The organism is Corallococcus sp. AB030 (assembly GCF_003668965.1).
Taxonomy (GTDB): Bacteria; Myxococcota; Myxococcia; order Myxococcales; family Myxococcaceae; genus Corallococcus; species Corallococcus exiguus.
This window is the reverse complement of sequence record NZ_RAWQ01000009.1, coordinates 36,188-62,565: the sequence shown is the minus strand read 5'-3', so window position 1 is coordinate 62,565 and position 26,378 is coordinate 36,188. Positions and strand designations below refer to the sequence as shown.

Sequence of the window (26,378 nt, the reverse complement as noted above, 5' to 3'; positions counted from 1 at the left end):
AGTGCGGCGCCGCCATGTCGTCCGTGACCGTCGTGCCCCCGGCCGTGAAGCCCGCGCCGCGGTGGAAGGTGTCCCTCGCCTACGCCACCTGCTTCATCCTCTGGGGCTCCACGTGGGCCGCCGTGAAGGTGGGGCTGGAGGACCTGCCGCCCCTTCGCTTCGTGGGCACGCGCATGCTCGTGGCCGGGGTGGCGCTGTTGCCCTTCGCGCGCTCGCGCGGGACGGCGCTGGGGGGCGGCACCGGGTGGCGCATCGCGGGGCTGGGCGTGCTCCAGCTGGCGGTGCCCTTCGGGCTGCTCTTCGTGGCGCAGCAGTGGATTCCCTCCAGCTGGTCCGCGCTCCTCTTCTCCACCTTCCCGGTGTGGCTGCTGATGGTGGGCCGCTTCGTGTTTCCGGACCAACCGCTCACCGGGAGCAAGCTCTTCGCCGCGGCGCTGGGCCTGACGGGCGTGGTGGCGCTCCAGTACAAGGAACTGGTGTCACTCAGCTTCTCCGGACAGGTGCTGCTGGGCTGCGCGATGACGCTGTTCGCGGCGTCGGTGGTGGCGGTGGCCAACGTGCTGGTGCGCCGGCACATGACGCACGTACCGCCGCACCTGCTGACGCTGGTGCAGACGTTGAGCAGCGCGGTGCTGCTGCTCTCCGCGTCCGCGATGCTGGAGTGGAACCAGCCGGCGCACTGGACACCGAAGGCGGTGGGCGCGCTCCTGTACCTGGCGCTGGGCGGGACGGTGCTCACCTACCAGTGCCTGTACTGGCTGCTGCCGCGCATCTCGCTGGCGGCGCTGGGCGCCATGGCGCTCCTGGACACGCTGGTGGCGGTGACGCTGGGCGTGGCGCTCTTGGGCGAGCCGCTCACGCCGTCGCTGCTCGCGGGCGGCGCGCTCATCCTCACTGCGGCGGCGCTCGCCAACCGCGACGAGGCTCCGGAGGCGAAGGTGCCTCCGGAAGCCCCACCCGCGGGCTGAATCAGAACGGCAGGGGCAGCGCGTACGCCGTGCCGTTCTGCGTGCCGGTGCGGTAGCTCCTCGGCGCGCCGATGACGACCGACGGCGGCGAGCCTCCGGAGCCGGGGACGACGGCGATGGACTGGCCCAGGTAGGAGCGCTCCGCGCCGTCGCCCACCACCAGCAGGAAGGGCGACAGGGCTCCAGTGGACTTCACGCCGCCGGCGAAGAGGAACGCCGCGCCGTCGCCGTCCGAGGCCACCGATGCGTTGGGCGCGCCCACCCACAGGTCCGGCACGCCGTCACCGTTCAGGTCCCTGCCACCCGACAGCGACGTGCCGAAGCTCACCGCGCGGGCGCGGTACGTCACGGGGATGGGGGTCAGCCCGTCGTTGATGGCGCCCACCACGGTCTCGCCATTGGCCGGGCGCTTCGCGTTGATGGCGGCGACGTCGTAGAGCAACACCGTGGGCTGGTTCACGCCCTCGAACAGGTAGTTGTTGGCCGACACCGCGATGAAGTCTCGCGAGTCCCCCAGGAACTTCCCCGCGCGCGTGGTGGCAATGCCCAGGTTCATCAGCGCGATCTTCTTCTCCGGATCCCCCGCGATGCGCACCATGGAGGACGCCGTGCGGCCACCACACCTCGTGCCGCCCGCGTCGAAGCCGTAGGCAATCACGATGCCCGAGTGCGCGTTGTCCGAGTAGCGCCACGCCACCTCGTGGCAGCCGTCCCCGTTGAGGTCACCCACCGTGGCGATGGCGGAGGTCGTCGGCATCGTGGTGCTCGCCCAATCACCGCCCTCGGACGCGTCCGGCATGGCGGTGGTCGGCCAGGACCAGGCCGGGTCACAGGCCAGCGTCATCTTCGCGAGCGACGCATCCTCGGGCGCGCGGCCCAGGAACACGTCGATGCCGCGGTCGCGCAGCACGGCCAGGTCCTGCTTGCCGTCTCCGTTGAAGTCGAAGCCGCCCACCACGCCCCGGCCGATGGTGGTGCGCTTGCAGCGGGTGTTCGCCGGGTCGTGGCAGCCGGTGACCACGGACGGCGCGAACACGCGGTAGGCCTGCTTGAAGGTGCCATCCGCCTGCCCCAGCGACACCAGCAGTCCGCCCAGCGACTGCGTGGCCGTCGTCATGCAGGCGTTCGCCACGTAGGGGTCGCGCTCCGTCGCGGCGGAGTTCGTCGCCGGGATGACGAGCCCCGTGGCGCCGGCCACCATGTCCGGCCGGCCGTCGCCGTTGAAGTCCGTGAACGCCACGTCCACGCCCACGTTGCGGCCTCCGTGCCACGGAGAGCTGGCGCCCTCCCCTGACACGATGGCTTTGCCCGGCTCCGCGGTGTCGAAGGTGTACGCGCGGCCCACGGTCATGTCCGCGCCGTCGCTGTTGGGGCCCGGACCGGAGAAGCCCGGCGAGCCCACCAGCGCCATCACCTTGTCGTTCAGGCGCGCGACCGCCACGGTCTCTCCGAAGCGCTCCACGCTGGCCTTGGCCGTGACATCCATGCCGCTGCGCGACCACTCCGCGATCGTCGCACCGGCCTTGGAGAAGACATCCACGCGACCGGTGAAGGCGCCCGCCGTGGAAGACGCGCGGCCGGAGAAGCCCGCCAGCACCGGACCCGACGGCAGGTTCCACGCCGCGAGGCCCGCGCCCAGCACCTCCGACTTCGCCGCGCCGCCCAACGCCGCGAGCGGCTTGTTCATCACCGTGTCCTTCGACAGGCCGGTGAGCGGGAACACCAGCACCTTGCCCGCGTTGCCCAGCGTGGCCGTGCCCGCCGTCACCGCCGCGTACGGCGCGCCCAGGAGCAGCTCCGGCCCCGGCGTGCCGTCCACGTCCATCACCGCCCAGCTGCGCGTCGCGGTGATGCTCCGCGCGTCGCCGTAGAAGCGCGCGTAGGCGTTCGCGAACGGCACCGTCGCCGGCTTCACCGTCGCTGGATCCGCCGGCAGCGTCGCGCCCCGCAGGTCGAACAGGTACGCGCCACCCGCGTCCTGCGCCGCCGCCACGCCGCCCGACGTGCGCAGGTCCGGCGCGTCCGCCTTGTCCGCCATCACCAGGAGGAACGGGGGCCGGCTGCCTTCACCCGGAATGGCGCCCAGACGGAAGGTGCCCTCGTTGGCCATCGTCTCCACGGCGGTGTTGGACACCAGCACGTACTGGTCCGGCGCGGAGCGATAGCGCGGCGCCGTGTCGCGCGCGAAGTACACCGCCACGGCCATCTGCTGCCCATTGGCGGTGCCGTCCGCATTGTAACGGGTCAGCCGGTGCAGCGCCGCCAGGTCCGGCCGGCCGTCGTCGTTGAGGTCCGCCACCACGAGCGCCCGGCCCAGCTCCGTGGTGCTCTTCAGCAAGAACTCGCCGGTATCCTTCACGTCCTGGCCGCCCAGGCGCACCACCGGCAGGTCCGGAACGGCCTGTCCCTTGGTGAGGATGAAGATGTCGATGACGCCGCGCCGGCTGATGCCAGAGAGGGTGGACAGGTCCGCGCCGGGCGAGCCCACGAACAGGTCCATGTCCCCGTCGCCATCCGCGTCCGCGATGGCCAGGCCCGTGCCGAACCCGCCGCGGCCCAGGCCCGTGAGCGCGGGCCTCATCAGCGCGGGCCCCTGGCCCGGCTTGAACGAGTAGAGGTACACCGCGCCCGAGTCACCGATGGTGACGTCCGCGGCCGGCGAGGACACCGCCAGGTCCGCGATGCCGTCGCCGTCCAGGTCACCCGCGGCCAGCATGTCGCCGAAGAGCGCGCCCTCCGTCTCACCCGTCAGCACCCAGGTGGGCTTCGTGGGCAGGCCGGACGCGCTGCCCTTGTAGATGAACACCGCGCCGCCCGTGGGGCGCGACAGCTCGCTCTCGCGCTGACCCACCGCCAGGTCCTGGATGCCGTCACCGTCGAAGTCAGCGGTCACCAGCGTGGCCACGTCCGACAGCTTGCCGTGCGCCAGCAGGGGCCGCGTCAGCTCGTCCAGCACGCGCACCGACACCGGGGCCACGTCGCCGGTGAAGGCGTCCTTCGCCTCCAGCACGACGGTGCCGGTCGCACCCGCCTCCACCACGACGCGGCCGTTCACCACGGAGCCGGGGCCGGACTTCTTCGTCCACGTCACGCGGTCCGAGCCGCCCGTGGTGCCCAGCGGCGCGGACGAGCCCGACGGCACGCCCAGGTACTGCGGGTCGCCCACCAGCTTCGCGGCCTTGCTCACGGTGTACTGGAGCGACTCCGTGTCGCCGGACTTCGTGTCGCGCACCGTGATGACGTCCTGCGCCTCCACCTGCCCCGCCGTGTAGAGGCCCGTGTCGGTGAGCGTGGCGCCGGAGCCGTTGCCGGTGAGCGTGAAGGTCGCCGTGCCCACTAGGCCTTCGGTGGCGATTTGAAAGGACGTGCCCGGCCGCAACATCGCGCGCGCGGGCGCGACGCCGAACCTGGAGATCACCTTCACCCGCACACTGGTGGCGCCGCCGCACTGCTCATCCACCACCGTCAGCGTGGCCTCGCCGGCCGTGCCGCCCGCGACGAAGCGGTTGCCGCGCATGTCGCCGGAGGAGCCGCCTGCCTCCGCCCGGAAGGAGTAGTGGCCGCTGCCGCCGCCGGCCGTCAGCGTGGCCACGTCGCCGGAGCGCACCGTCGTGGGTTCCGCCGACAGCGACAGCGGGGCAAGGCCCTCGCAGGGGCCCACGTAGGGAAGCTGCTCGGCGGGCTTGAGCTCACCGTCACAGGCCAGGGTCAGCAGCACCGCGAGGGGGGTCGCGCGGAGGAGACGTTTCATGAGGGTGCCTCGGAAGGGGGCGCCCGTCCTCCCCCGGGACGAAAGGAAGACGGGCGCATGTACTGACTTGAGAAGCAGTCTTGAAGCAGCGACTTCAGGGCAGCGCGCCGGAAGACACCCAACGCTGGATGAGGGCGATGCCCTGCGGATCCAACGGCCCATCCGCGGGCATGCGCAGGTCGCGCACCGCCGCGTTGATGAGCTGGGCGTTGGTCTTCCACAACTCGTAGGTGTTCAGCGGCCGGCCGGGGCTGGTGATGTGGCACTTGGCGCAGCGGGCCTCGTGCACGGGCCGGATGTCGCGCGCCCAGCTGGGGACCGTGGTGAGCGGCTGGTAGAGGAAGGGCATCTGCCGGCGCGCCTCCGAGCCGTCCTCGAAGCGGGACACGACGTTCAGCGTGTGGCCGCCCGGCGCCAGGGAGGAGAAGGAGAACGCCTTGAGCGTCTCGCCGTCCGCCTCCAGGCCGCCCATGCTGAACGCGGGCCCGGTGGCTTCGACATCCTGGTTCTCCAGTTGGAAGTGGACGCTCTTCGGCGCGGTGCCCGGCGGCAGGCGGGCCTGGACCACCAGCCCGTCCTCCACCACCAGCATGCCCTGGTGCATGCCCGTCACGCGCGGCGCCGGAGTCTGGCTGATGGACAGGGACTGCTCGCCCACGCGCACCCACGCGCAGCCGCTCTCGTCCGCGGCCAGCAGCACCACCGAGCCGGACGGCAGCCCCTCCGCGGAGCCCCAGACCTTCGCGTCCGCGTCGTAGGTGAAGAGCCGGTCCCCGGCGCGGGCCCAGAGGAAGCGCCCCGCGCTCATGAGTTGCTCGGGCAGCGCCGGCAGCGACACCGTGCTCCAGCCGTCCGTGTTCCGGCGCAGCAGGCGGGTGCTGGTGAGCACCCAGGTCTCCCCTGCCGTGCCCGTGCCCGCGCTCAGCCCCGCGAGCGCGCGCACCGTCTCACCGCCCGCGAGCGGCGCGTCCGTGCCGCGCACCTGGTAGACGCCCGGCGCGGACGCCACCACCACGTTCAGCTTGCCCTCGCGCGCGAACCACAGGCCCGCGAGGCCGTCCTCCGCGGGCGCGGCCGCCATGGTGGTGATGCCGGAGAGCGGCTGCCCGGACAGCTTCAGCGACGCGAGCACCCCCCCCTGGATCTGGAACAGGCCCGTGGGATGGGCAATCCAGGCGGCGCCGTCCGCGGTCTGCGCGGTGGCGACGATGCCGGTGCCCAGCACCTCCTGCCACAGCGGTTCGATGAGCCAGCCCTGGTCCGCGAGGAACAGGCCACGGTCGGTCTCCACCAGGGCGCTGTGCGGCCCCAGGCGGAAGGTGGCGCGCACGGAGCCTGGCGCCGCCGTGTTCTTCGGGTGGGCGGCGAGCGCGGCCTTGGTGCCATCCAGCCGCAGGCGCACGGCCTCGCCTGTCGCGGTGGCGAAGATTCCGCCGCCGGACTGGTCCGCGAAGCCGGGCACCGCGGACAGGGACTGCGCCGTGGTGACCTGATGGGCCTTGAAGACCGCGGGCTTCGCCGGGTCGCTGCCCGGGGGTGCGTCCTCGCCGCATGCGGTGGACAGCACCGCGGACATCAGCAGGAGCGAGGTGGGGAGGAAGCGCGCCACGGTGGGGGAACCGTGGCGCGGACGGGGACGCATGAGGGGAGTGCTCATCAAGGTTCAGGCAAGGATGAACCGCAGCGGGTCCACCCGCGTGATGCTGTAGTCCAGCTTCGCCGAGGCCAACACCGTGGCGATGATGTGCTCGGGGAAGATGTTGGAGCCGTTCGGATCATTGGCGCCCGTGCGCAGGTCCACCAGACCCGGCGACATGCCGATGTCACCGCTGCGGCCCACCACCAGGTTGTGCTTGATGCCCGCGCCCATCATCAGGCAGCTGTTGGACAGGTGGTGGTCACGGCCGCCCGTGGCGTTGATGGTGGGCGTGCGAGCGAACTCGCTGAACACCAGGATGGTGGTGTGGTCCATGAAGTTGCCGCCGCCCGGGTGCTGGGTGGCGCGCAGGTCCGTCACCAGCAGGTTCAGCGCGTTGAAGCCCGCGCGCTGGTTGGTCGCGTGCGTCTGCTGCGTGCCGAAGTGGGTGTCCAGGCCGCCCGCCAGGTTGATGGACACGCACTGGCTGATGCCCTTCTTCAGGGCGGTGGCCACCATGGCCGCGCGGCCCGCGGCGCTGTTGTACGGGTAGGACTGGCCGTTGAGCCCGTAGAAGTCGCGCACGGTCTGGTTGGCCGCCAGCTGGAAGCGGAACGAGTCCGACAGCTTGTTCTCCATCACCGTCTGCATCTGGCCGCGGCTGCTCTCGTAGGCGGTGCCCACGCCCCGTGCGGTGAGCGCCTGCTCCTCGCAGGTGATGGGCATGCCGTTGAGGTCGATGAGGCTCTTCTCGATTTCGCTGTCCAGCTGGCGCGCGGCGACAGGCGGATCCAGCGTGAGCACCAGGTCCGCCAGGCCGCTCACGCGCAGCGCGTTGGCGTAGCCGCCGTAGCGGTCGTTGTAGGACTCCACGCCCTGGGCAATGGACGGGATGGGCACCGTGGGCTTCATCTGGCCCACGATCTCCGTGGCGGTGGAGGAGCCGCGCGCCGCGCTGCCGATGGGCATCTTCCCGGTGAGGAAGTAGCGGTAGCCCACCTCGTGGGTGAGCGTGCTCATGTTGATGCCGCGCACCACCGTCATCAGGTCGTAGTGGTCCGACAGGTTGGGCACGCGCGGGTCGCCGATGGCCGGCCCGAACGCGATGTTCGACGGGGCCGCCCCTGCCCGGTCCTTGGGGATGACGGGGATCTGCGCGTAGGCCCCGTCGGTGAGCAGGTTGTAGCCCGGCATGATGCGCGTCTCGGAGACGCGGTCGGCGGTGAACACCGCCGGATCACGCGGGTCGAACGCGAGCAACTGGTCCCACCCTCCGCTGAAATACACGAACACGAAGCAGCGGTCGGGCGGCGCCATGTTCGTCGCCTGGGCCACGGCCTTGAAGGGGATGCCTCCCAGCAGGAGGGAGCCCATGAAGCCGGCTCCGGCCTTGAGGAAGTCGCGGCGCTCGGGGGAGCTGAGGTCGTCTTGGCGTGTCTTCTTCATCGCAGGCACCGTCAAGGTCAGTAGGTGATGAAGCGCGAGTCCGTCAGCATGGCGATGCACACCACCGCCAGCGCCTGGTCGCGCTTCTTGAGGGTTTCGGCCCGAGCGGAGGCCTTGCGGAAGAACGTCGCGTAGCGCGTCAGCTCCTCACCGGCGAGGGGCGCGCCCCAGAACCGGGTGGAGAGGTACACGAGCGTTTCGTTCACCTGCGCGTCCGTGAGCTTGGTCAGGTCGCTCATGGGCGTGGGCAGCGTGCGGCCCAGGGTGCGCAGGCTCAGGTCCGCCTGCGCGATGTCCTTCTGCGCCTGGGCGATGCAGACCTTGCGCGCGCCGTCGTCCAGGAAGCGGGCGAAGACGAGGTTGGGCTCCGTGTTCTCGGAGGTGATGAGCGCGTAGTCGGCGCGGCCCAGCGACTGGGCGCGTGCCTCCAGCTCATCCCACTCCATGCCCACGGCGACGCGGATGGACTCCTTGAGCTGCGCGACGGTGAGGCGGCGGGGCGCGCGGCCCACGCTGCCACCCTGGGCCTCCGGGTCCGGCAGCGGGTCGATTTGATCCGTGTTCCCGTGCGGGTTGGGCACGGGGTCCAGCTGGGCGTCCAGCGGGACGGGCTTGGCGGGGACGTCCACGGAGCCCTGGGTGCAGCCCGTGGCGAGCGCGAGCAGCGCGGTCAGCAGAAGGCGGCGCATCAGTCGATCCTCCGGTACGCGTCGGACATCACCACCTGCTCGATGAGGCCCTTGAGGCTGTGGTTGTTCTTGGCGAAGTCCTGCGACAGCGTCTGCAGGTACATCCGCTGCTCCTCGACCGTCATGGCGCGGCCCAGGAACTCGTTCCAGACGCGCTTGACGGTGCAGCGCTCCAGGTCGCCCGTCTCCATCATCCGCTTCACCAGCGTCTGCGGGCCGCCCTCGATGTTCTTCTCCTCGTCCGCGGTGCGGTAGAGGTAGGTCTTCAGGAGGCCCAGCGAGTTGGCGCCGTCGCCGTCGAAGGCCTGCATCACGTACTGGCTGCACTCGTTGTCGCAGCTGGTGTTACCGGCGAGGGCGCAGTCGCGGCACTTCACGTCCAGCTTGGGGAACTGATCCGGGGACAGGAACAGCGCGGAGCGCTCCGCGTAGCGGCCCCAGTGCGCGCCCGTGGGCTCGATGGTGGCGTGGCAGTAGTTGCAGCCGCAGCGCGTGGCCAGGTTGTTACTCCGGTTGCAGATGTCGTCCGGGGACGGCAGGTTCGCGTCCGCGGCCGGGGCGAAGTGCTTGCAGAGGAACGCCTCGTAGAACTCGTTCACGCGGGCGCGCTGGGTGGGGAAGCGGTAGAGGAACGCGGGCGTGGTGAGCACGCCGGAGTGGGTGCCCTCACGGACGTACTCGCTCCACTGGGTGGCGTTCGCGTACGTCACGGCGGGCAGCGTGGCCGCGTCCGCGGGGGACTTGATGCTGAAGACGCCCGCGCCCTGGCGCTGCCGGTAGAACTCCGACAGCGTGCCGTTCACGAAGGAGCGGCGGGTGGTGAGGATGTTGAAGTAGGGCTCGTCGTTCCGCACCACGGAGTCCGTGATGTAGAGCGGCTCCTCGTTGAAGGCAGCGACGCGCGCGGTGTGCACGTCGGTGATTTCGCAGCGGCGCATCTTGTCGCCGCAGCCGCAGCTGCGGTCGCTGTTGAAGCGCGACGTTTCACAGGACGCACCCGTGTAGGGGTTCGTCGCGCGGTCCTGCGCCTCCACGGCACACACCTTCACGGTCTCCGTGGTAGTGGACCAGTAGGGCTGCACCGTGGTGGTGACGTAGCCGTCGCGCTGCACGCACCCTGTTTGCGCCTTCCAGACGCCCTTCTGGTTCGTGGAGATGTCGAACCCGCAGCGTTCCAGCCTCATGCTGGTCGTCGGGGTGGTGGGATGCTCCCAGGCGGTGATGACGCCCGTGGCCGGAAACGGCACCAGGATGTTGGTGGTGTTCTTGTTCGGGTCCGGCAGGCAGAGGTAGCCCACGGACTTGCTCGCGGAGGCCAGGTAGCGGTTGTCGCAGAAGTTCACGTACTTGCCGTACGTCGCGTCGGCCTTCAGCGCGTTGCAGTCCGCGAACTTCAGCTCGGGCGACGTGGAGGCCACGTCCAGTTGGCGGCACTGGTAGAAGTTCGTGTCGTAGTCGTAGCTGACCGGCAGCGGGATGCCCTGCTCGTCCCGACAGGCGGGGGCCGTGGAGTTGCTCTGGTGGGGGTCCTGCGGGTTCGCCTTGCAGCTGTCCTGCGCGATCTCCCCATCACAGCGCTGGCTCTGGCCGCCGCGCAGGGTGTTGGAGTTGTTGCCCGCGAAGCTCAGCGGCGTGCCGGACACGCGGTAGTCGCCGTTGCCCTGCACGCTCGAGTTGATGTTCGAGCGCAGCAGTGCGCGGTGGTAGTTGCGCATCCGCGCGTAGAAGGACTCATCCTTCATCATCGCGCGGACGTCTTCCGCCGTGACGGAGCCCTTGGCCTGGAACGCCTTGTACTCCTCCATGGTCGGAGGACGTCCCAGCAAATCGAGAGAAAGCTGACGGAGATGCCGCTCCAGGGGAACTTTCGCCACGGGCGCGCACACCGCTTCTTCAGCGGCTGCGGGCAGGGCGAGCAGGAGGGCGGCGCTCGCCAGGGGGGCAAGGCAACGCACGCTGAACACGGGGAACCTCCGAGAGGGGGGGTCGGGGGTGACGCAGTGAACCGAAGTATGAAGGAATTTCCGGTTTGAGATCTAGTTGACCTTACCGATTCCATTCAACCGACATGTAGGTATTAGCAGGATTCCGCTTGGAGACCCTGTTGCAAGCCGCCCGGACGCGGTCCACAAGGGGGACATGTCCAACGCTGCTTCCGGGCTCACCCCGTCGTCCTCGTCCGCCAACGACCGCTCCTTCTTCATCGCGATCGGCGTGGTGTCCGCTGGCGCGCTGGCGCTGCTGGCGTGGCTGCTGCTCATCCGGCGCGGAGGCGCGGGCATGGGCGTGGACCTGCGCTTCATGCCGGCGGTGAACGCGGGGCTCAACGCGACGGCGGCGGCGCTGCTGCTGGGCGGCTGGGTGGCCATCAAGCGCGGCGCGCGGAAGGTGCACCAGAATCTGATGGTGAGCGCGTTCGCCGCGTCCGCGCTGTTCCTGGTGGGCTACCTCGCCTACCACTTCGTGCACGGCGACACGCGTTACGTGGGCGACTTCCGCGGGCTGTACCTGACGCTGCTGGCCAGCCACGTCATCCTGTCCATGCCGGTGCTGCCCATGGCGTTGGTGGCCTTCTACTTCTCCTGGCGGCAGCAGTTCGCCCGGCACCGCAAGGTGACGCGGTGGCTGGCGCCCATCTGGCTCTACGTGTCGGTGACGGGCGTGGTGGTGTTCTTCATGCTGCGCGGCGGCGTGCCCGCCGTCTCCTGAAGCGCCGCGCTACCGCGCGGTGTGCTCGGACGTGGACCGCGCGGGCCCCGCGGCGAGCGCGATGCCCCGGGGCAGGCGCACGGTGAAGGTGGAGCCCTGCCCCTCCACGCTGCGCACGGCGAGCGTGCCGCCGTGCAGCTCCACCATGCGGCGCGCGCTGGCCAGGCCCACGCCGCTGCCGGAGACGTCCTGGGATACGTTGCGCCCGCGGTGGAATCGCTCGAAGACGAAGGGCAGGTCCTCCACCGGGATGCCAATGCCCTGGTCCGTCACGGACAGCAGCACGAACTGCTGCGTCTCCCCCTCCTCCATCGCCAGTTGCACGGTGACGGTGGAGCCCGCGGCGCTGTACTTCACCGCATTGCCCATCAGGTTCTCCAGCACGCGCTCCAGGGCGTGCGCGTCCCATTCGCCGGTGAAGTCGCGCCCGTCCGGCGCCTCCAGGACGAGGTGGTGGCGTGACGCGTTGGCCTCCAGCTCGCGCACCTTGCCGCGCACCATGGCCAGCAGGTCCATGGACTCGCGCTTGAGCGGGCGCTCCTGGCCGCGCGTCACCTCCAGGAAGTGGTCGATGAGCTCGCCCATGCGGTGCGCCGCGCGCACGATGTGGCCCAGGCGTGTCTCCAGGGCGGGCGTCATCGCGGCGGCGGGAATCTGCCGGCGCAGCACCTGGGCGTTGAGCGTCATGATTTGAAGCGGGCCCTTCAAGTCGTGCGTCGCCAGCGAGAAGAGCTCGTCGCGCACGGCCAGGGCATCGCGGGCGGCGGCCTCGGCGCGCTCGGCGCGCAGGCGGCGCTCCTCCAGCTCGCGCGTCATCAGCACCGTGTCCACCGCGGCCCGCAGGCTGCGGCGCAGGCGCTCCGGGCTGAAGGCCTCCTTCACCAGGTAGTCCTGGGCGCCGGCCTTCATGGCGTCCACCGCCACGCGCTCGTTGCCGCTGCCGGTGAGCACCACCACGGCGGGCACCCTGGGCAGGCCCAGCTCCGCGAGCTTCTGGAGCATGCTGACGCCGTTCATGCCGGGCAGGTGGTAGTCGAGCAGCATCGCGTCCACCGCGTTGCCGGACAGGTACGCCAGCGCGTCCTCCGCGGAGGACACCGGCACCACCTCCCATTGCATGTCCGGGTCACGCGCCAGCGCGCGGCTGACCGCGAGGCGGTCCGCCATGCCGTCGTCCACCAGCAGCACGCGCAGGCTCATGCTTCCGGCTCCTGGGGCTCGGGCAGACGCGCGGCCTTGAACCAGAAGGCATGGAGCGCTTCGGCGGTGGCCTGCAACTGGGGACCGACCTCCGGCTTGAACAGGTAGCTGTTGGCACCGTCCGCGTAGGCGCCGTCCACATCCTCCGCGGCCACGGACGAGGAGAAGATGATGACGGGGATGGAGCGCAGGTCGGGGTCCGCCTTCAGCGTGGCCAGCACCTCGCGCCCGCCGATGCCCGGCATGTGCAGGTCCAGCAGGATGAGCACCGGGCGCTCCGCGTCCGCGTGGACACCGCGCCGGTAGAGGTAGTCCAGGGCGTTCTCGCCGTCGCGCACGCGCACCACCGGCACGGGCAGCGGCAGACGCTTCGCGATGCGCATCAGCGCCTCCGCGTCCGGATCACTGTCCTCCACCAGCAGGAGCGGCTTCATGATCGCGGTGCCTCGCCCAGTGTGAAGAAGAACGTCGAGCCCCTTCCCAGCGCGGAGTCCACCCAGAGCATGCCGCCGTGCAGCGACACCAGCCGGCGCGCGATGGCCAGCCCCGCCCCCGTGCCGCCGCCGTAGGCCTGCGCGGGGTGCAGGCGGCGGAACAGCTCGAAGATGGCTTCATGGAATTGCGGCGCGATGCCGATGCCGGGGTCCTTCACGTAGAAAAGGTAGGGCACGGTGACATGCCGCGCCGCCTCCGGGCGCGTTTCTCCTGGCCCCAGGAAGCCCACCTCCACCCAGCGCGGCTCGGCTGTCTGGTACTTGGCCGCGTTGCTGATGAGGTTGGCCCACACCTGACGGATGCGGACGGCGTCACACGCCACCGTGGGCAGGCGGCGGGGCAAGCGGACCTCCACCCTGCCCTCCTCCAGCCGCGCGCCCAGCGTCCTCAGCACGTCCTCCACCAGGGCCTGCTGATCCGTCTCCTCCCACGACAGCTCCAGCCGGCCCAGGCGGCTGTACTCGAAGAGGTTGTCGAGCAGTTCGTGCGTGCGCTTCGCCAGCCACGCCAGGGACTCCAGCTGCCCGAGTCCGTCCGCGCCCAGCGTGGGGCCGAAGTCCTCCTGGAGGAAGGAGCTGTACTGGAGGATGCCGCGCAGGGGCTCCTTGAGGTCGTGCGCCACGGTGCCGCCGAACGCGTCCAACTCCGCGTTGGAGCGGGCCAGCTCCCGCGACAGCCGGGCCAGCTCCTCCGCATGCCGCAGCACCACGCCCACCAGCGCGCCCTTGAGCGCGCGCGCCGCCTCCAGGTCCTGCGCGGACCACGGGGTGCAGGCGCCCTTCATCTCCTCACGCCACACGTCGAAGGACGTGCGGGGCCGCAGCCGCGCATGGCCCGGCTCCGGACGCACGGGCTTGTTCGGATTGCCGGCCCACGACACGGTGCGCGCCACCTCCGGGCGGAACCACAGCGCGAAGTGCGGCACGGAGGGGTCCAGGCGCACCGCCAGCAGGCCCGCGGCCACGTCCGCGCGCGAGGCCAGCGGCGGGTACACGGCCCCCAGCCGGTCCACGTGGAAGGCCTCGTCCGGCAGCTCCCGCTCCGAAAGCCACGCCACCAGGGCGCGCACCTCCTCCGCGGACGGCGTGGTGCCGAGCAGCAGGGGCGACGCCTCCGGACCCGCGCTCGCGCCCAGCACCAGCGCCACGCCGTGGGAGCCCGTGAGCTCCATCAGCAGCGGGGCCTGCGCCTCCAGCGCCTTCGCGGGGCTGCGCTCGCCCATGTTCGGAAGAACGAGCGCGTTGAGCAGCGACGCACGACGCGCCTGGGCGGCGGACTCCAGGCTCCGCTCCTCCGCGGAGAGCTGGAGCGACAACAGCCGCGCCAGCACCTCGCACGCCTGCCGCCGCGCGGCGGACACCGTGCGGGGCGCCAGGTGATGGCAGGCCATGAGCCCCCAGAGCTGTCCGTCCTTCAGGAGCGACACGCTGAAGGACGCGCCCACGCCCATGTTGCGCAGGTACTCCAGGTGGATTTCCGACACGCTGCGGAGCGCGGAGCCGGACAGGTCCAACGGGCGCTGGGTGCCGGGCAGCACCGGCGGCACCAGGGGCACGGCCTTCGCGTCCACGTCCGCGATGAGGCGCATGGGGTTGCGCGTGTAGAGGGCGCGCGCCTGCGCGGGGATGTCGCTCGCGGGGTAGTGCAGGCCCATGAAGGAGTCCACGCCCTCGCGCACGCTCTCCGCCACGACCTCGCCGTGGAAGTCCGCGTGGAAGCGGTAGACCATCACCCGGTCGTAGCCGATGAGCTCCCGCACCGCGTCCGCGGCCTCTTGAAGCAGCGCGACCGTGCCCTTCGCGCGAGCCAGCGGCGACACCAGCCGCTGCACCGCGCCCAGCGCGGTCTCCTCCGCGCCCACGTCCTCGTCCGCCAGCGGCTCCAGCTCCAGCACGCGCAGGCCGTCGCTGTCATGCAGGAGCGCGGAGCAGCGCTGTCCCGACACCTCCACGGTGACGGGCCCCGGCCCCGCCTCCACGCGCGCGAGCAGTCCGTGCGGAAGCACTCCGGACAGGGGCTTGCCCACGAGCGCATCCGGCCCGGCGCCGAGCAGCACCTGGACGTTCGCGCTCACGACCGCGACGGCCTCCGTGTCCCGGTGGAAGGCGACGAGCACACCCCGCGGCTGGATGCCGCCCAGCAGGTGGATGGGCTCGCGATCACAGACGCTGAGGTCCGCATCAGAGACGGACGGGGACATCGTGCTCTCGCATCAACCAGGCGGAGAAGGTGTCGAAGGTATCGCGGGCGCCCTGCACGACGGCCGCGTCGAAGGTCTCGGAGGCCGCCCGTTCGGACGCCCGGGTGAGGGCTTCACCGAACGCACGCCACATGGGGCCCACCTGGTCGCCATAGGCCCGGAAGAAGGCGAAGTTCCCCACGCGTGCGTCCGGCCCGAAGTGGCGCGTCAGGTGGCGCAGGATGAGCTGGCCCCCCAGCGTGGAGCCCTCCAGCACGTACGCGCAGCCCAGCGCCTCCGCCAGGCCCGGCAGCGCCGGCAGCGAGGAGGCGCGCGGCAGCCGCGCGAGCGAGGCCATGTCGTGCCCCATGGCGCGCAGGTCCGCGTCCAGCAGCGGCGTCTTCCAGCGCGCCCCCAGGTCCAGCGCTGGCTCCAGGGCCGCCAGGGGACCGGCGAGCAGCGCCTCCAGGGGCAGATAGAGGCCGTAGAAGGCCTCCAACTGGCGCTGGTAGTCCCCGGGCGTCAGGTGCGCGTCCATCAGACGCACCACGCCCTCCGTGCGCTCGTGGTGGGGGCGCGTCTCCGTCTTCAGCCGCTGCATCAGTTCCAAAGTGGCCGGAGGATCGGGAGCGGCGCGGCGGGGGGAAAGAACCAATTGCGCTGAATGTTGGCCGTTCATCGCAGGCGACTGTCGTCCGTTCACTCAGGCATGCGGCGGGGGGGCGCACGGAGCGTGAGGCTTCACGGGGTGCCTGTTTCCCCGGCACCACTCCACGCGGTGACTCAACCCCCTGGACCACCCTGTCTTTACGGGCTGCGACACGACGCGTTAGCCTGGAGGCTCAACAGCTTGGCTTCCCGCGTCATGCGGGAAAGGGGTCCTGACGATGCCGTTCACCCTCCCTCCGCGCTACGGGCTGTATGAGCCGGAGACCGAGCACGACGCCTGCGGCGTGGGATTCGTGGCCCACATCCGGGGACAGCGCTCTCGGGGCATCGTGGAGGACGCGCTGGAGCTGCTCAACCGCCTGAGCCACCGCGCCGCGGCAGGGCGCGACCCGGAGACGGGCGACGGCGCCGGCATCCTGGTGCAGTTGCCGCACCGCTTCTTCAACCATGAAGCGCCGCGGCTGGGTTTCGAGCTGCCGCCGCGCCGCCAGTACGGCGTGGCGCAGGTGTTCCTGCCGCAGGAGCCGGAGGCGCGCCGCGCGTGCGAGGCGCTGTTCGAGGACGTGGTGGAGGAGGAGGGGCAGCGGCTGCTCGGCTGGCGCGACGTGCCAGTGGCGCCGGAGGAACTGGGGCCGCTCGCGCGGGAGGCCGCGCCGTTCATCCGTCAGCTGTTCATCGCTCGGCGCCGCGTGGTGCCCAGCGCCTTCGAGCGCAAGCTCTACCGCATCCGAAAGCTGGTGGAGAACCGCGTGCTGGCGCGCGGCGTGGATCCGCAGGGGCGCTTCCACGTGGCCAGCTGTTCGTCGGAGACGCTCATCTACAAGGGGCTGCTGTTGCCCCGGCAGCTGCCGCGCTTCTACGCGGACCTGCGGCACCCGGAGTTCGTCAGCGCGCTGGCGCTGGTGCACTCGCGCTTCTCCACCAACACCTTCCCCACGTGGGAGCTGGCGCAGCCGTTCCGCTTCATCGCGCACAACGGTGAAATCAATACACTGCGTGGCAACCGCAACTGGATGACGGCGCGGCGAGGGCTGCTCCAGACGGCGAAGCTGGGCGGGAGCCTGGAGCCGCTGTGGCCCATCATCGTCCCGGGCAAGAGCGACTCCGCGCAGTTCGACAACATGGTGGAGCTGCTCTACCTGGGCGGCCGCACCCTGCCCCACGCGATGATGATGATGATCCCGGAGGCGTGGGAGGGTCACAAGGAGATGGGCGACGAGCGCCGCGCCTTCTACGAGTACTCCGCGTCCCTGCTGGAGCCGTGGGACGGCCCCGCGGCCATCGCGTTCACGGACGGACAGCTCATCGGCGCGACGTTGGACCGCAACGGCCTGCGCCCCGCGCGCTACCTGGTGACGGAGGACGACCGCATCATCCTGGCGTCGGAGACGGGCGTCATCGACGTGCCTCCGTCGCAGGTGCGCCGCAAGGGCCGGCTGACGCCGGGCCGCATGCTGCTGGTGGACACCACGGAGGGGCGCATCCTGGAGGACGAGGAGGTGAAGCATGAAATCACCTCGCGCTGGCCCTACCGCCGCTGGCTCCAGCGCAACGTCTTCACCTTCGAGGACCTGCCCGCCGTCCCCGCCCCCGCGCGCCTGAAGGGCGAGACGCTGTGGCGGACGCAGCGCGCGTTCGGCTACACGGATGAAGACGTGCGCACCACGCTGGTCCCCATGGCGGAGACGGGCAAGGAGCCCACGGGCTCCATGGGCACGGACACGCCGCTGGCGGTGTTGAGCGACCAGGCACCCACCCTCTTCAACTACTTCCACCAGCTCTTCGCGCAGGTGACCAACCCGCCCATCGACCCGCTGCGCGAGGCGCTGGTGATGACGCTGGCCACCGCGCTGGGCCCGGAGGGCAACACCTTCGAGGAGACGCCGGAGCAGTGCCACCGGCTCTCGCTGCCCGGCCCCATCCTCACCAACGGGCAGCTGGCGCGACTGGCGAACCTGCGCGGCGACACCGGCCTCTTCGAGCCGCGTCCCTTGAGCCTGCTGTACCCGCACGCGGGCGGCGCGGCGACAGCGCTGGAGGTCGCGGTGGAGCGGCTGTGCACGGCGGCGGTGGATGCCGTCGACGCGGGCGCGAGCATCCTCGTGCTGAGCGACCGGGGCGTGGACGCGGCGCACGCGGCGATTCCGGCGCTGCTGGCCGTGTCCGCGGTGCACCAGCGGTTGGTGCGCGACGGCACGCGCATGTACACGGGCATCGTGCTGGAGACGGCGGAGGCGCGCGAGGTGCACCACTTCGCGTGCCTGTTCGCCTACGGCGTGTCCGCGGTGAACCCGTACCTGGCGCTGGACACGCTGCGCGCGCTGGCGGACGCGGGGGAGCTCAAGGCGGACGCGGACAAGGCGCAGGCTCAGTACCTCCACGGCCTGGAGGAGGGCCTGCTCAAGGTGATGTCCAAGATGGGCATCTCCACGCTCCAGTCCTACCGCGGCTCGCAGCTCTTCGAGGCGGTGGGTCTGCAGCGAAGCCTCATCGAGAAGCACTTCACCGGCACGTCGTCGCGAGTGGAGGGCGTGGGTCTGCCGGAGCTGGGACGCGAGGTGGCGGAGCGGCACGCGCGCGGCTTCGGCGTCGGCGCGGACGGCGAGGAGGACCTGCTGCCGGTGGGCGGTCAGTTCCGCTGGCGCCGGCAGGGCGAGCGCCACAAGTGGAACCCGGCCACCGTGGCGAAGCTCCAGGCGGCGGTGCGCGCGAACGACGCGGCGCAGTTCCAGGAGTACTCGAAGCTGGCGGACGACGAGACGCGCGAGCACAGCAACCTGCGCGGCCTGTTGGACGTGGTGACGGACGGCTGCACGCCGGTGCCGCTGGAGGAGGTGGAGCCCGCGCTGGAGCTGGCGCGGCGCTTCGTCACCGGCGCCATGTCCTTCGGCTCCATCAGCGCGGAGGCGCACGAGACGCTGGCCATCGCGATGAACCGGCTGGGCGGCAAGTCCAACAGCGGCGAGGGCGGCGAGGAGTCCCGCCGCTACACCCAGGACCCCAACGGCGACTCGCGCCGCAGCGCCATCAAGCAGGTGGCCAGCGCGCGCTTCGGCGTGACGGCCGAGTACCTGGTCAACGCGGACGAGCTCCAAATCAAGATGGCCCAGGGCGCCAAGCCCGGCGAGGGAGGCCAGCTTCCGGGCCACAAGGTGGACGAGCGGATTGCGCGCGTGCGCTGGAGCACGCCGGGCGTGACGCTGATTTCGCCGCCGCCGCACCACGACATCTACTCCATCGAGGACCTGGCGCAGCTCATCTACGACCTCCAGTCCGTGAACGCGAAGGCGCGCGTGAGCGTGAAGCTGGTGAGCGAGGTGGGCGTGGGCACCATCGCCGCGGGCGTGGCCAAGGCGGGCGCGGGCTGCGTGGTGGTGGCGGGCTACGAGGGCGGCACGGGTGCCTCTCCCCTCTCCAGCCTCCAGCACGCGGGCCTGCCGTGGGAGCTGGGGCTGGCGGAGACGCAGCAGGTGCTGGTGCACAACGGCCTGCGCTCGCGCATCCGCGTGCAGGTGGACGGCGGCCTGCGCACCGCGCGCGACGTGCTGGTGGCGGCGCTGCTGGGCGCGGAGGAGTTCGGCCTGGCCACCGCGAGCCTCGTGTCCGTGGGCTGCATCATGCTGCGCAAGTGCCACCTCAACACCTGCTCGGCGGGCATCGCCACGCAGGACCCGGCGCTGCGCGAGCGCTACCAGGGCACGCCGGAAAACGTCGTGAGCTTCTTCCTGCTGCTGGCGGAGGACCTGCGCCTGCACATGGCGAAGCTGGGCGTGCGAAAGCTGGATGAACTGGTGGGCCGGGTGGACCTGTTGCGCCAGCGCGCGGCGGTGGACCACTGGAAGGCGCGCAAGCTGGACCTGTCCGCGCTGCTCGCCGCGCCGTCCGCGCCAGCCACCGAGCCGCGCCACTGCCAGACGCCGCACCGCAAGGACGTGGCGGACCACCTGGACCACGAGCTGCTCACCAAGGCGCAGTCCGTGCTCGCGGGCGGGCCGCCGTTGATGCTGACGCTGCCGGTGGCGAACACGCACCGCGCGGTGGGCGCCATGCTGTCCGGTGAGATTGCCCGCCGTCACGGCGCGCAGGGGCTGCCGGACGGGAAGCTGCGGGTGAAGCTGAAGGGCTCCGCGGGCCAGAGCTTCGGCGCGTTCCTCGCGTCGGGCGTGACGCTGGAGCTGGAGGGCGACACCAACGACTACCTGGGCAAGGGGCTGTCCGGCGGACGCATCATCGTCTACCCGCCGGAGGGCAGCCGCTTCACGCCCGAGGAGAACGTGCTCGTCGGCAACACGGTGCTCTACGGCGCCACGGCCGGCGAGGTGTACCTGCGAGGACTCGCGGGTGAGCGCTTCGCGGTGCGCAATAGCGGCGCGCAGGCGGTGGTGGAGGGCGTGGGCGACCACGGCTGCGAGTACATGACGGGCGGCGTGGTGGTGGTGCTGGGCCAGACGGGCCGCAACTTCGCGGCCGGCATGAGCGGCGGCACCGCGTACGTGTTGGACCGCGAGCGCTCCTTCCGCGAGCGCTGCAACCTGGAGATGGTGGAGCTGGAGTCGCTGGTGGACGAGTCCGAAATCTGGCTCGTGCACGGGATGATTGAACGCCACCTGCACCACACCGGCAGCGCGCTCGCGCGGCGGGTGCTCGACAACTGGGAGCTGATGGTGCCGCAGTTCATGAAGGTGATGCCGTCCGACTACAAGCGCGTGCTCCAGGCGCGAAGGGCGGCGCGCAGGCCGCCACCGGCCGCGGGTGTGCAGCAACTCCACGTCGTTGGCGGGGGGGCCTGAACCATGGGCAAGCCCACGGGTTTCATGGAGTGGCAGCGCGTCCACGCACCCAAGCGGGACAAGGTGGAGCGCCTGGAGGACTGGCGCGAGCTGCACCTGCCGCTGGCGGCGGACGAGGCGAAGCGGCAGGCGGGACGCTGCATGGACTGTGGCATCCCCTTCTGCCACCAGGGCTGTCCCCTGGGGAACCTCATCCCGGACTTCAACGACGCGGTGTACCGGGGTCAGTGGAAGGAGGCGTACCAGGTGCTCAGCCGCACCAACACCTTCCCGGAGTTCACCGGACGGCTGTGCCCCGCGCCGTGCGAGGCCGCGTGCGTGCTGGCCATCGACCGGGACGCGGTCACCATCGAGCAGATGGAGAAGGAGATCTCCGAGCGCGCCTTCGCGGAGGGCTGGGTGAAGGCCCGGCCTCCGGCGCGGCGCACGGGCAAGCGCGTGGCGGTGGTGGGTTCCGGGCCCGCGGGCCTGGCGGCGGCGGCGCAGCTGAACGCGGCCGGGCACAGCGTGACGGTGTACGAGAAGGACAGCCGCGCCGGAGGCCTGCTGCGCTACGGCATCCCGGACTTCAAGCTGGAGAAGGCGGTGCTGGACCGCCGGCTCGCGCTGATGGAGGCGGAGGGCATCGTCTTCCGCACGGGTGAGGATGTGGCCGTCACGCCGGGCTGGCGCGCGCTGCGCGAACAGTACGACGGCGTGGTGCTGGCCCTGGGCGCGCGCAAGGCCCGCGAGCTGGACGTGCCGGGCCGCGAGCTGTCCGGCGTGCTGCAGGCCATGGACTACCTGGAGCACCAGAACCGCGTGGTGACGGCGGGAGCATCGCCGGACGCGCGGCTGGAGGCCCAGGGCAAGAGGGTCATCATCCTGGGCGGCGGCGACACGGGTTCGGACTGCCTGGGCACGGCGCTGCGCCAGGACGCGGCGAGCGTGATGCAGGTGGAGCTGCTCCCCGCGCCGCCGCAGCTGCGCGCGAAGGAGAACCCGTGGCCGCGCTGGCCGCTGGTGTTCCGCACCTCATCCAGCCAGGAGGAGGGCGGCGAGCGCGCCTTCGCGATGATGACGAAGCGGCTGGAGGGCGAGGACGGCCAGCTGAAGCGTCTGCACGCGGTGCGCGTGGAGGTGCAGCGCGAGCCGAACGGAGCACTGAAGCTGGTGGAGGTGCCGGGCTCCGAGGAGGTGTTCGAGGTGGACCTGCTCGTGCTCGCCATGGGCTTCACCGGCCCGAACACGGACCGGCTGGCGGAGGAGCTGGGCGTGACGCTGTCGCCGCGCGGCACGGTGCAGGTGGACGCGAAGTTCGCCACCTCCGCGCCGGGCGTGTACTGCGCGGGCGACGCCAGCCGGGGCGCGAGCCTCATCGTCTGGGCGCTCGCGGACGGACGTGAGGCGGCGCGCGCGCTGGACACCTGGTTGTCCGGCACCGCCTCCGCGCTGCCCACGCGCGGTCAGGATTGCGCGTTCTAGACCTGGGTCAAAGTCAGACGCCTCACAGGAAAACGGGGCGTCTGGTTGCTTTTCCATTCCAGACGCGTCGGACTCCCGACACGGCCCTCGTCCTGGAGGGCCGATTGGGAGGCAGCATGCGGAAGCTGGGATTGGCTGGAGTCCTGACGGCGCTGTGGGCCGTGGCGGCGCTGGGCTGTGGGGGTGTGGCGCCCGCGGAGGAGGATCTCGCGAGCACGGAGCAGGGGCTGGAGGCGTGCGTGCCGAACGCGACCTATTGCAGGCCGGACGGCTCGCGGGTCTGTGACTACGACGGCTTCTGCCGCCTCCCATGTACTCCGGGAGGCCCGTCGTCCCAGTGCGGGAGCCGCGAGCAGTGCTGCCTGGGCTACTACGACCCCTCGGAGGACATCCTCGTCCTCCCCCACTGCGCGCCCTCCTGCAACTACCCGCAATGAGCCCGGGGGCGCGGGCTCGCCGGACCTGAGGGTCAGTGGACGCGGGCCGCGGGCGGCTGGAGGAAGTCGAGCGGCAACTCCCGCAGCTGCGTCCTGAAGCCGGGACGCAGCTCCAGCAGCTGCTTCACCACGCCGATGTCACGGATGGGGCCCACCGTGAGCGCCGGCGCTGGCGCACCGGGGGGCACGTCCAGGGGCACGCTCCCAGCGAGCGCCTCCATCCGGGACAGGAAGCCCAGGTCCAGGTCGATGAACCATCCGCACGTGGTGCAGCTGGCCAGCTCCTGCAGCCGCTGATGCCGGCGCAGCAGGTCCGCGAATGGCCACGACGCCACGGCGGACCCGAACTGGGCATCCGGCACGGTGAACATGAAGCCCGGGCCCCCACCCGTCAGGAACTTGGACAGCCGGGCCGGGATGCCCGACGTGGGGCTGACGTGCACGAAGGCCAGGTTGTCCGTGCCCGAGAAGTCGTTCGTGCCCGTGTCCTTGAAGTGACAGCCATTGCACGTGTTGACGGAGAACTCCTTCCGCGCGCAGACCTCCGTGGCATCCGTGGGCACCACGCTGAAGCCTTCCCAGTGGGTCGGCGGCGCCACCAGCGCGTTGGCGCCCAGGAACGGTCTGCCATTGAGGGTGCGAGGCACCGTGAAGTGCGCGGTGCACCGGGTGGGGACGGTCACCGGCTGCTCGACGCCGTTCTTGACCTGCGTGCGGACGAAGGTGTCGATGTCCGGATCCGTCTGGGAATCATGGGTCGCGTCATCGGGAGTCAGCGCCATCGTGTGGACGCGAAGGGGCCCGTTGGAGGGTTTGTCCTTGCCGGTGACGGGGTGCTCGTCCGCCAGCCGGAACTCCCGCATCTCCCACGGAAACGCCAGGGCGACCTCGTTGGTGCGAATCTGGTTGAGCGCGTTCGCGTTGCCCTTCCCCGGAGCCCGTCCCCGCAGGACGACGCTCTGGGTCATCTGCGTGAGCTGCGCCTTGTAGGCCACGTTGAAGGACGTGAACGTCCCCAGCAACGCCCACTGCCGTGCCCAGGCGACGACCGGCGCGCACCCCTCGCCGGGCACGCCGTATTCGAAGATGACGGTGAAGGGCTTGAGGTTGCACGTCGCCTCCGTTCCACCTCCCCAGGATGAGGGGCGCGTCAGCCCGAAGATGAAGCGCAGTTCGCCCGGGTCGTTCGGCTTGTCGTCGTAGTCCCGGATACCGGCCAGGTCGATGCGGTTGACGATGGCCAGCAGCCGGAAGGGCGCGATGTCCAGGTCCAGCGGATTGCTCAGCACCACCTCCCAGCGGCCCGTGGAGGTGTTCTGCTGGAAGGCCGAGGTCGCGCCGCTGGCTGCGGCCCAGGGGGCAATCACTTCGTCATACATCTTGCGGCGCGCGGGCACCGTGTCGCCGTTGGATTGGAAGTCATTGAGCCAGAGCGACAGCCAGTTCAGCACGAAGGCCTCCGGCCGAGCGCCGGACCCCTGGGCCATCTCCCGCATGAGGTGCGCGAAGGTCCATACCCCGCCCTTCGTCCCCGCGCCGGTGCACGGGTCCCACGTGCGCGCCGGGTCGAGCACCACGGCCGGGTCGCGGATCATCTGCGTCCGCTCCCACTGGGGCTGGGTGGAGGTCGGCACCAGCGGGCAGTTCGTGACCGGCACCTGCCTACCCCACCCGAAGGCCTCCGCGTCCACGGGGAGCCCCTCGTAGCGGGCGACCGGGTGGCGGCCGTTGAACAGGATGGACTCCCGGGTGGTCGGACCAAGCTCGCCCGAAGCCAGGCGGCGCTCGTTCTCCTGGCGTCGCTCCAGCTCCGAGTCCGGGAGCCGCGTGAAGAGCGTGAAGAAGTCCGGACCGGGGCTCGAGGGAATCGCGCCCAGCCGCGCCAGGGTGTCGGAGTGGAACAGGACCGTGGGCCGAGCCGGATCTCCCACCACGCGCACCAGGCTGTCCGAGAGCAGCCGGTTGGCGGGGGGCGGCAGCTTCACGTGCACCGCCGTCGTCTCCCCCAGCGGCGTGGGCTGTTCCAGCTTCTGGACGAAGGTTCCGGCGACGGACAGGCCCGGCACGAGGGGCAGTTCACCCAGGCTCGTGCTGCTCCCCCGCGACTCCTCCGCGGCACCCTGCCGCGAAGGCTCCTGCGCCGGATCCTTCGCGCAGCCACTGACGGCCAGCACGGCTCCCAAGACGGCGATTCTCAACTCCTCGCACTTCCGAAACATACATGTCCCCCGGTAATGCCAGCCTTTGCATGAACTGGATGGCATTGACTCAACGCCGCAGGGGTGAAGTGCGCGCACGGACGTCCGACCCATGACGGGGCGCAGTCTCGCCCCGGACAAGGTGCTGCCCGCGCGAGTGAGCAGCAGGGGCTCCACCCATTCCCTTCCCGACAGGCGCACGGCCTCGCGGGGTCCACACGCTTGGAGGCCCAACGCATCACGGAGCCCACCCGCGTGAAGCGAGGGGCCCCGTGTGCACCGGCGTCGGTGGGGAAGAGCGCTACGCGGGAACGGGCTCCGACGGAGCGGCGTGCTCCGGGACGGAGGGCGCGCTGCTCGCGGCGGGCGCGGGCGGCGTGGGGACGGCGAGTGCGGCGGTGGGGACCTCGCCCACGGTCTCTCCGTGCTGGCTCAGGTCCAGGCCCTCTTCCTCCTGCTCAAGGGTGACGCGCAGCGGGACGATGCGGTCGACGATCTTGTACAGGATGTAGGAACCCACGAAGGAGAAGACGGAGACGACGACCAGCGCCAGCAGGTGCATGAGGAAGGTGCGCGTGGTGCCGTAGATGAGGCCCACGTCCTTGGCGAGCACTCCGGTGAGCACCATGCCCACGATGCCGCCCAGGCCATGGCAGGGGAACACGTCGAGCGTGTCATCCAGCGCGGTGCGGCTCTTGAAGTGGACGGCGGCGTTGCTGACGAAGCTGGCGACCAGGCCCACCACGATGCTCTGCCCCACGGTGATGAAGCCGGCGGCGGGGGTGACGGCGACCAGGCCCACCACCGCGCCCACGCAGGCGCCCATGGCGCTGGGCTTGCGGCCGCGCAGCCAGTCGAAGGCGATCCACCCGAGCATCGCGGCGGCGGAGGCCGTGTTGGTGGTGGCGAAGGCGAGCGTGGCCAGCGACGACGCGGACAGCGCGGAGCCGGCGTTGAAGCCGAACCAGCCGAACCACAGCATGCCCGTGCCGAGCATCACGAAGGGAACATTGGCGGGAGCATGCGTGGCGTGCGTCAGGTGCACCTGGCGGCGGCCCAGGACGATGGCGCCCGCGAGCGCGGCGAGGCCCGCGGACATGTGCACCACGGTGCCACCGGCGAAGTCGAGCACGCCCCACTGGCGCAGGAAGCCCTCCGGGTGCCACGTCCAGTGGGCGAGCGGCGCGTAGATGAAGACGCTGAAGAGCACCATGAAGAGCAGGTACGCCTTGAAGCGCACGCGCTCCGCGAACGCGCCGGTGATGAGCGCCGGGGTGATGATGGCGAACTTGAGCTGGAAGAGCGCGAAGAGGAGCAGCGGCACGGTGGGCGCCAGGTCCGGATGCGTCTCGCCGCCCACGCCGCTGAACATGAAGAAGGTGCGCGGATCACCGATGAGGCCGTGGAAGCTGTCGCCGAAGCAAAGGCTGAAGCCCACCACGACCCACAGCACGCTGATGACGGCCATGGCGATGAAGCTCTGCATCAGGGTGGAGACCACGTTCTTCAGCCGCACCATGCCGCCGTAGAAGAACGACAGGCCGGGCGTCATCAGCAGCACCAGCGCCGTGGCGGTGAGCAGCCACGCGGTGTCCGCCGCGTTGATGGGACCGCCCTGCTTCACCTGCGCCGCCGGGGCCACCAGCAGTCCCGCCACCCCCACCGCCACCAGCAGGGCCATCGCCATCCACTTCTGCATCGCCGCACCTCTCGAGAGAGCTGACGCGATGCATTGTGTGTTCTAAGC

At 70.8% G+C, this 26,378-nt stretch carries 16 protein-coding genes; 5 read left to right on the top strand and 11 right to left on the bottom strand.

Annotated features, from left to right (window positions below):
* The first annotated feature begins 14 nt into the window (after window positions 1–14).
* Window positions 15–968, top strand: coding sequence for a DMT family transporter (locus D7Y15_RS04225; RefSeq protein WP_121751774.1), 954 nt, complete (start codon window positions 15–17; stop codon window positions 966–968).
* Window position 969: 1 nt separating this feature from the next.
* On the opposite strand, the gene D7Y15_RS04220 is transcribed toward D7Y15_RS04225, so the two are convergent.
* The 5 genes from D7Y15_RS04220 to D7Y15_RS04200 form a co-directional block, all read right to left on the bottom strand.
* Window positions 970–4,719 carry an FG-GAP-like repeat-containing protein gene (locus tag D7Y15_RS04220; RefSeq protein WP_121751773.1) on the bottom strand — a complete coding sequence of 1,250 codons (3,750 nt, stop codon included), beginning with the start codon at window positions 4,717–4,719 and terminating at the stop codon, window positions 970–972.
* A 94-nt stretch (window positions 4,720–4,813) separates the two neighbouring features.
* Window positions 4,814–6,361 carry a hypothetical protein gene (locus D7Y15_RS04215; RefSeq protein WP_121751772.1) on the bottom strand — a complete coding sequence of 516 codons (1,548 nt, stop codon included), beginning with the start codon at window positions 6,359–6,361 and terminating at the stop codon, window positions 4,814–4,816.
* A gap of 21 nt (window positions 6,362–6,382) precedes the next feature.
* The gene (locus D7Y15_RS04210; RefSeq protein ID WP_121751771.1) at window positions 6,383–7,801 is read right to left on the bottom strand and encodes a DUF1501 domain-containing protein; all 1,419 of its coding nucleotides are present in this window, start codon (window positions 7,799–7,801) and stop codon (window positions 6,383–6,385) included.
* A 17-nt stretch (window positions 7,802–7,818) separates the two neighbouring features.
* Entirely contained in the window at window positions 7,819–8,490 is a 672-nt protein-coding gene (locus D7Y15_RS04205) for a hypothetical protein (RefSeq protein WP_120574405.1), read from the bottom strand.
* Window positions 8,490–10,454, bottom strand: coding sequence for a DUF1585 domain-containing protein (locus D7Y15_RS04200; protein WP_120574404.1), 1,965 nt, complete (start codon window positions 10,452–10,454; stop codon window positions 8,490–8,492). The genes D7Y15_RS04205 and D7Y15_RS04200 overlap by 1 nt, the downstream gene beginning before the upstream one ends.
* Before the next feature lie 175 nt (window positions 10,455–10,629).
* On the opposite strand from D7Y15_RS04200, the gene D7Y15_RS04195 reads away from it, so the two are divergent.
* Window positions 10,630–11,199, top strand: coding sequence for a DUF420 domain-containing protein (locus D7Y15_RS04195; protein WP_120574403.1), 570 nt, complete (start codon window positions 10,630–10,632; stop codon window positions 11,197–11,199).
* Between the two features lie 9 nt (window positions 11,200–11,208).
* Here D7Y15_RS04195 and D7Y15_RS04190 read toward each other — a convergent pair whose 3' ends face one another.
* From D7Y15_RS04190 to D7Y15_RS04175, 4 genes are read right to left on the bottom strand one after another with little or no spacing between them, the layout of a single operon-like run.
* Entirely contained in the window at window positions 11,209–12,399 is a 1,191-nt protein-coding gene (locus D7Y15_RS04190; RefSeq protein ID WP_120574402.1) for a hybrid sensor histidine kinase/response regulator, read from the bottom strand.
* Entirely contained in the window at window positions 12,396–12,833 is a 438-nt protein-coding gene (locus tag D7Y15_RS04185; RefSeq protein WP_169819688.1) for a response regulator, read from the bottom strand. The genes D7Y15_RS04190 and D7Y15_RS04185 overlap by 4 nt, the downstream gene beginning before the upstream one ends.
* On the bottom strand, window positions 12,830–15,094 hold the full coding sequence (locus D7Y15_RS04180; RefSeq protein WP_121751770.1) for an ATP-binding protein: 2,265 nt from the start codon (window positions 15,092–15,094) through the stop codon (window positions 12,830–12,832). The genes D7Y15_RS04185 and D7Y15_RS04180 overlap by 4 nt, the downstream gene beginning before the upstream one ends.
* On the bottom strand, window positions 15,075–15,674 hold the full coding sequence (locus D7Y15_RS04175; RefSeq protein ID WP_121751769.1) for a biliverdin-producing heme oxygenase: 600 nt from the start codon (window positions 15,672–15,674) through the stop codon (window positions 15,075–15,077). Before D7Y15_RS04175 ends, D7Y15_RS04180 begins: the two co-directional genes overlap by 20 nt.
* A 286-nt stretch (window positions 15,675–15,960) precedes the next feature.
* On the opposite strand from D7Y15_RS04175, the gene gltB reads away from it, so the two are divergent.
* The 3 genes from gltB (at window position 15,961) to D7Y15_RS04160 (ending at window position 22,433) form a co-directional block, all read left to right on the top strand.
* A complete protein-coding gene (gltB, locus tag D7Y15_RS04170; RefSeq protein ID WP_121751768.1) occupies window positions 15,961–20,532 on the top strand; it encodes a glutamate synthase large subunit in 4,572 nt (1,523 codons plus the stop codon).
* A gap of 3 nt (window positions 20,533–20,535) precedes the next feature.
* Complete coding sequence (locus D7Y15_RS04165) at window positions 20,536–21,996, top strand: glutamate synthase subunit beta (protein WP_121751767.1); 1,461 nt, start codon at window positions 20,536–20,538, stop codon at window positions 21,994–21,996.
* A 116-nt stretch (window positions 21,997–22,112) separates the two neighbouring features.
* Window positions 22,113–22,433 carry a hypothetical protein gene (locus tag D7Y15_RS04160; RefSeq protein WP_121751766.1) on the top strand — a complete coding sequence of 107 codons (321 nt, stop codon included), beginning with the start codon at window positions 22,113–22,115 and terminating at the stop codon, window positions 22,431–22,433.
* A 32-nt stretch (window positions 22,434–22,465) separates the two neighbouring features.
* Here the strand turns inward: D7Y15_RS04160 and D7Y15_RS04155 are convergent, their stop codons facing one another.
* Both D7Y15_RS04155 and D7Y15_RS04150 read right to left on the bottom strand, forming a co-directional pair.
* Complete coding sequence (locus tag D7Y15_RS04155; protein ID WP_233604820.1) at window positions 22,466–24,631, bottom strand: hypothetical protein; 2,166 nt, start codon at window positions 24,629–24,631, stop codon at window positions 22,466–22,468.
* 301 nt (window positions 24,632–24,932) lie between these two features.
* Window positions 24,933–26,330, bottom strand: coding sequence for an ammonium transporter (locus tag D7Y15_RS04150; RefSeq protein WP_121751764.1), 1,398 nt, complete (start codon window positions 26,328–26,330; stop codon window positions 24,933–24,935).
* Between the last annotated feature and the right edge of the window lie 48 nt (window positions 26,331–26,378).

Bases quoted from the DNA above. Each gene is read 5' to 3' on its own strand.
- D7Y15_RS04225 (WP_121751774.1), top strand. From the start codon at position 15: ATGTCGTCCGTGACCGTCGTGCCCCCGGCCGTGAAGCCCGCGCCGCGG.
- D7Y15_RS04220 (WP_121751773.1), bottom strand. From the start codon at position 4,719: ATGAAACGTCTCCTCCGCGCGACCCCCCTCGCGGTGCTGCTGACCCTG.
- D7Y15_RS04215 (WP_121751772.1), bottom strand. From the start codon at position 6,361: ATGCGTCCCCGTCCGCGCCACGGTTCCCCCACCGTGGCGCGCTTCCTC.
- D7Y15_RS04210 (WP_121751771.1), bottom strand. From the start codon at position 7,801: ATGAAGAAGACACGCCAAGACGACCTCAGCTCCCCCGAGCGCCGCGAC.
- D7Y15_RS04205 (WP_120574405.1), bottom strand. From the start codon at position 8,490: ATGCGCCGCCTTCTGCTGACCGCGCTGCTCGCGCTCGCCACGGGCTGC.
- D7Y15_RS04195 (WP_120574403.1), top strand. From the start codon at position 10,630: ATGTCCAACGCTGCTTCCGGGCTCACCCCGTCGTCCTCGTCCGCCAAC.
- D7Y15_RS04190 (WP_120574402.1), bottom strand. From the start codon at position 12,399: ATGAGCCTGCGCGTGCTGCTGGTGGACGACGGCATGGCGGACCGCCTC.
- D7Y15_RS04185 (WP_169819688.1), bottom strand. From the start codon at position 12,833: ATGAAGCCGCTCCTGCTGGTGGAGGACAGTGATCCGGACGCGGAGGCG.
- D7Y15_RS04180 (WP_121751770.1), bottom strand. From the start codon at position 15,094: ATGTCCCCGTCCGTCTCTGATGCGGACCTCAGCGTCTGTGATCGCGAG.
- D7Y15_RS04175 (WP_121751769.1), bottom strand. From the start codon at position 15,674: ATGCAGCGGCTGAAGACGGAGACGCGCCCCCACCACGAGCGCACGGAG.
- gltB (WP_121751768.1), top strand. From the start codon at position 15,961: ATGCCGTTCACCCTCCCTCCGCGCTACGGGCTGTATGAGCCGGAGACC.
- D7Y15_RS04165 (WP_121751767.1), top strand. From the start codon at position 20,536: ATGGGCAAGCCCACGGGTTTCATGGAGTGGCAGCGCGTCCACGCACCC.
- D7Y15_RS04160 (WP_121751766.1), top strand. From the start codon at position 22,113: ATGCGGAAGCTGGGATTGGCTGGAGTCCTGACGGCGCTGTGGGCCGTG.
- D7Y15_RS04150 (WP_121751764.1), bottom strand. From the start codon at position 26,330: ATGCAGAAGTGGATGGCGATGGCCCTGCTGGTGGCGGTGGGGGTGGCG.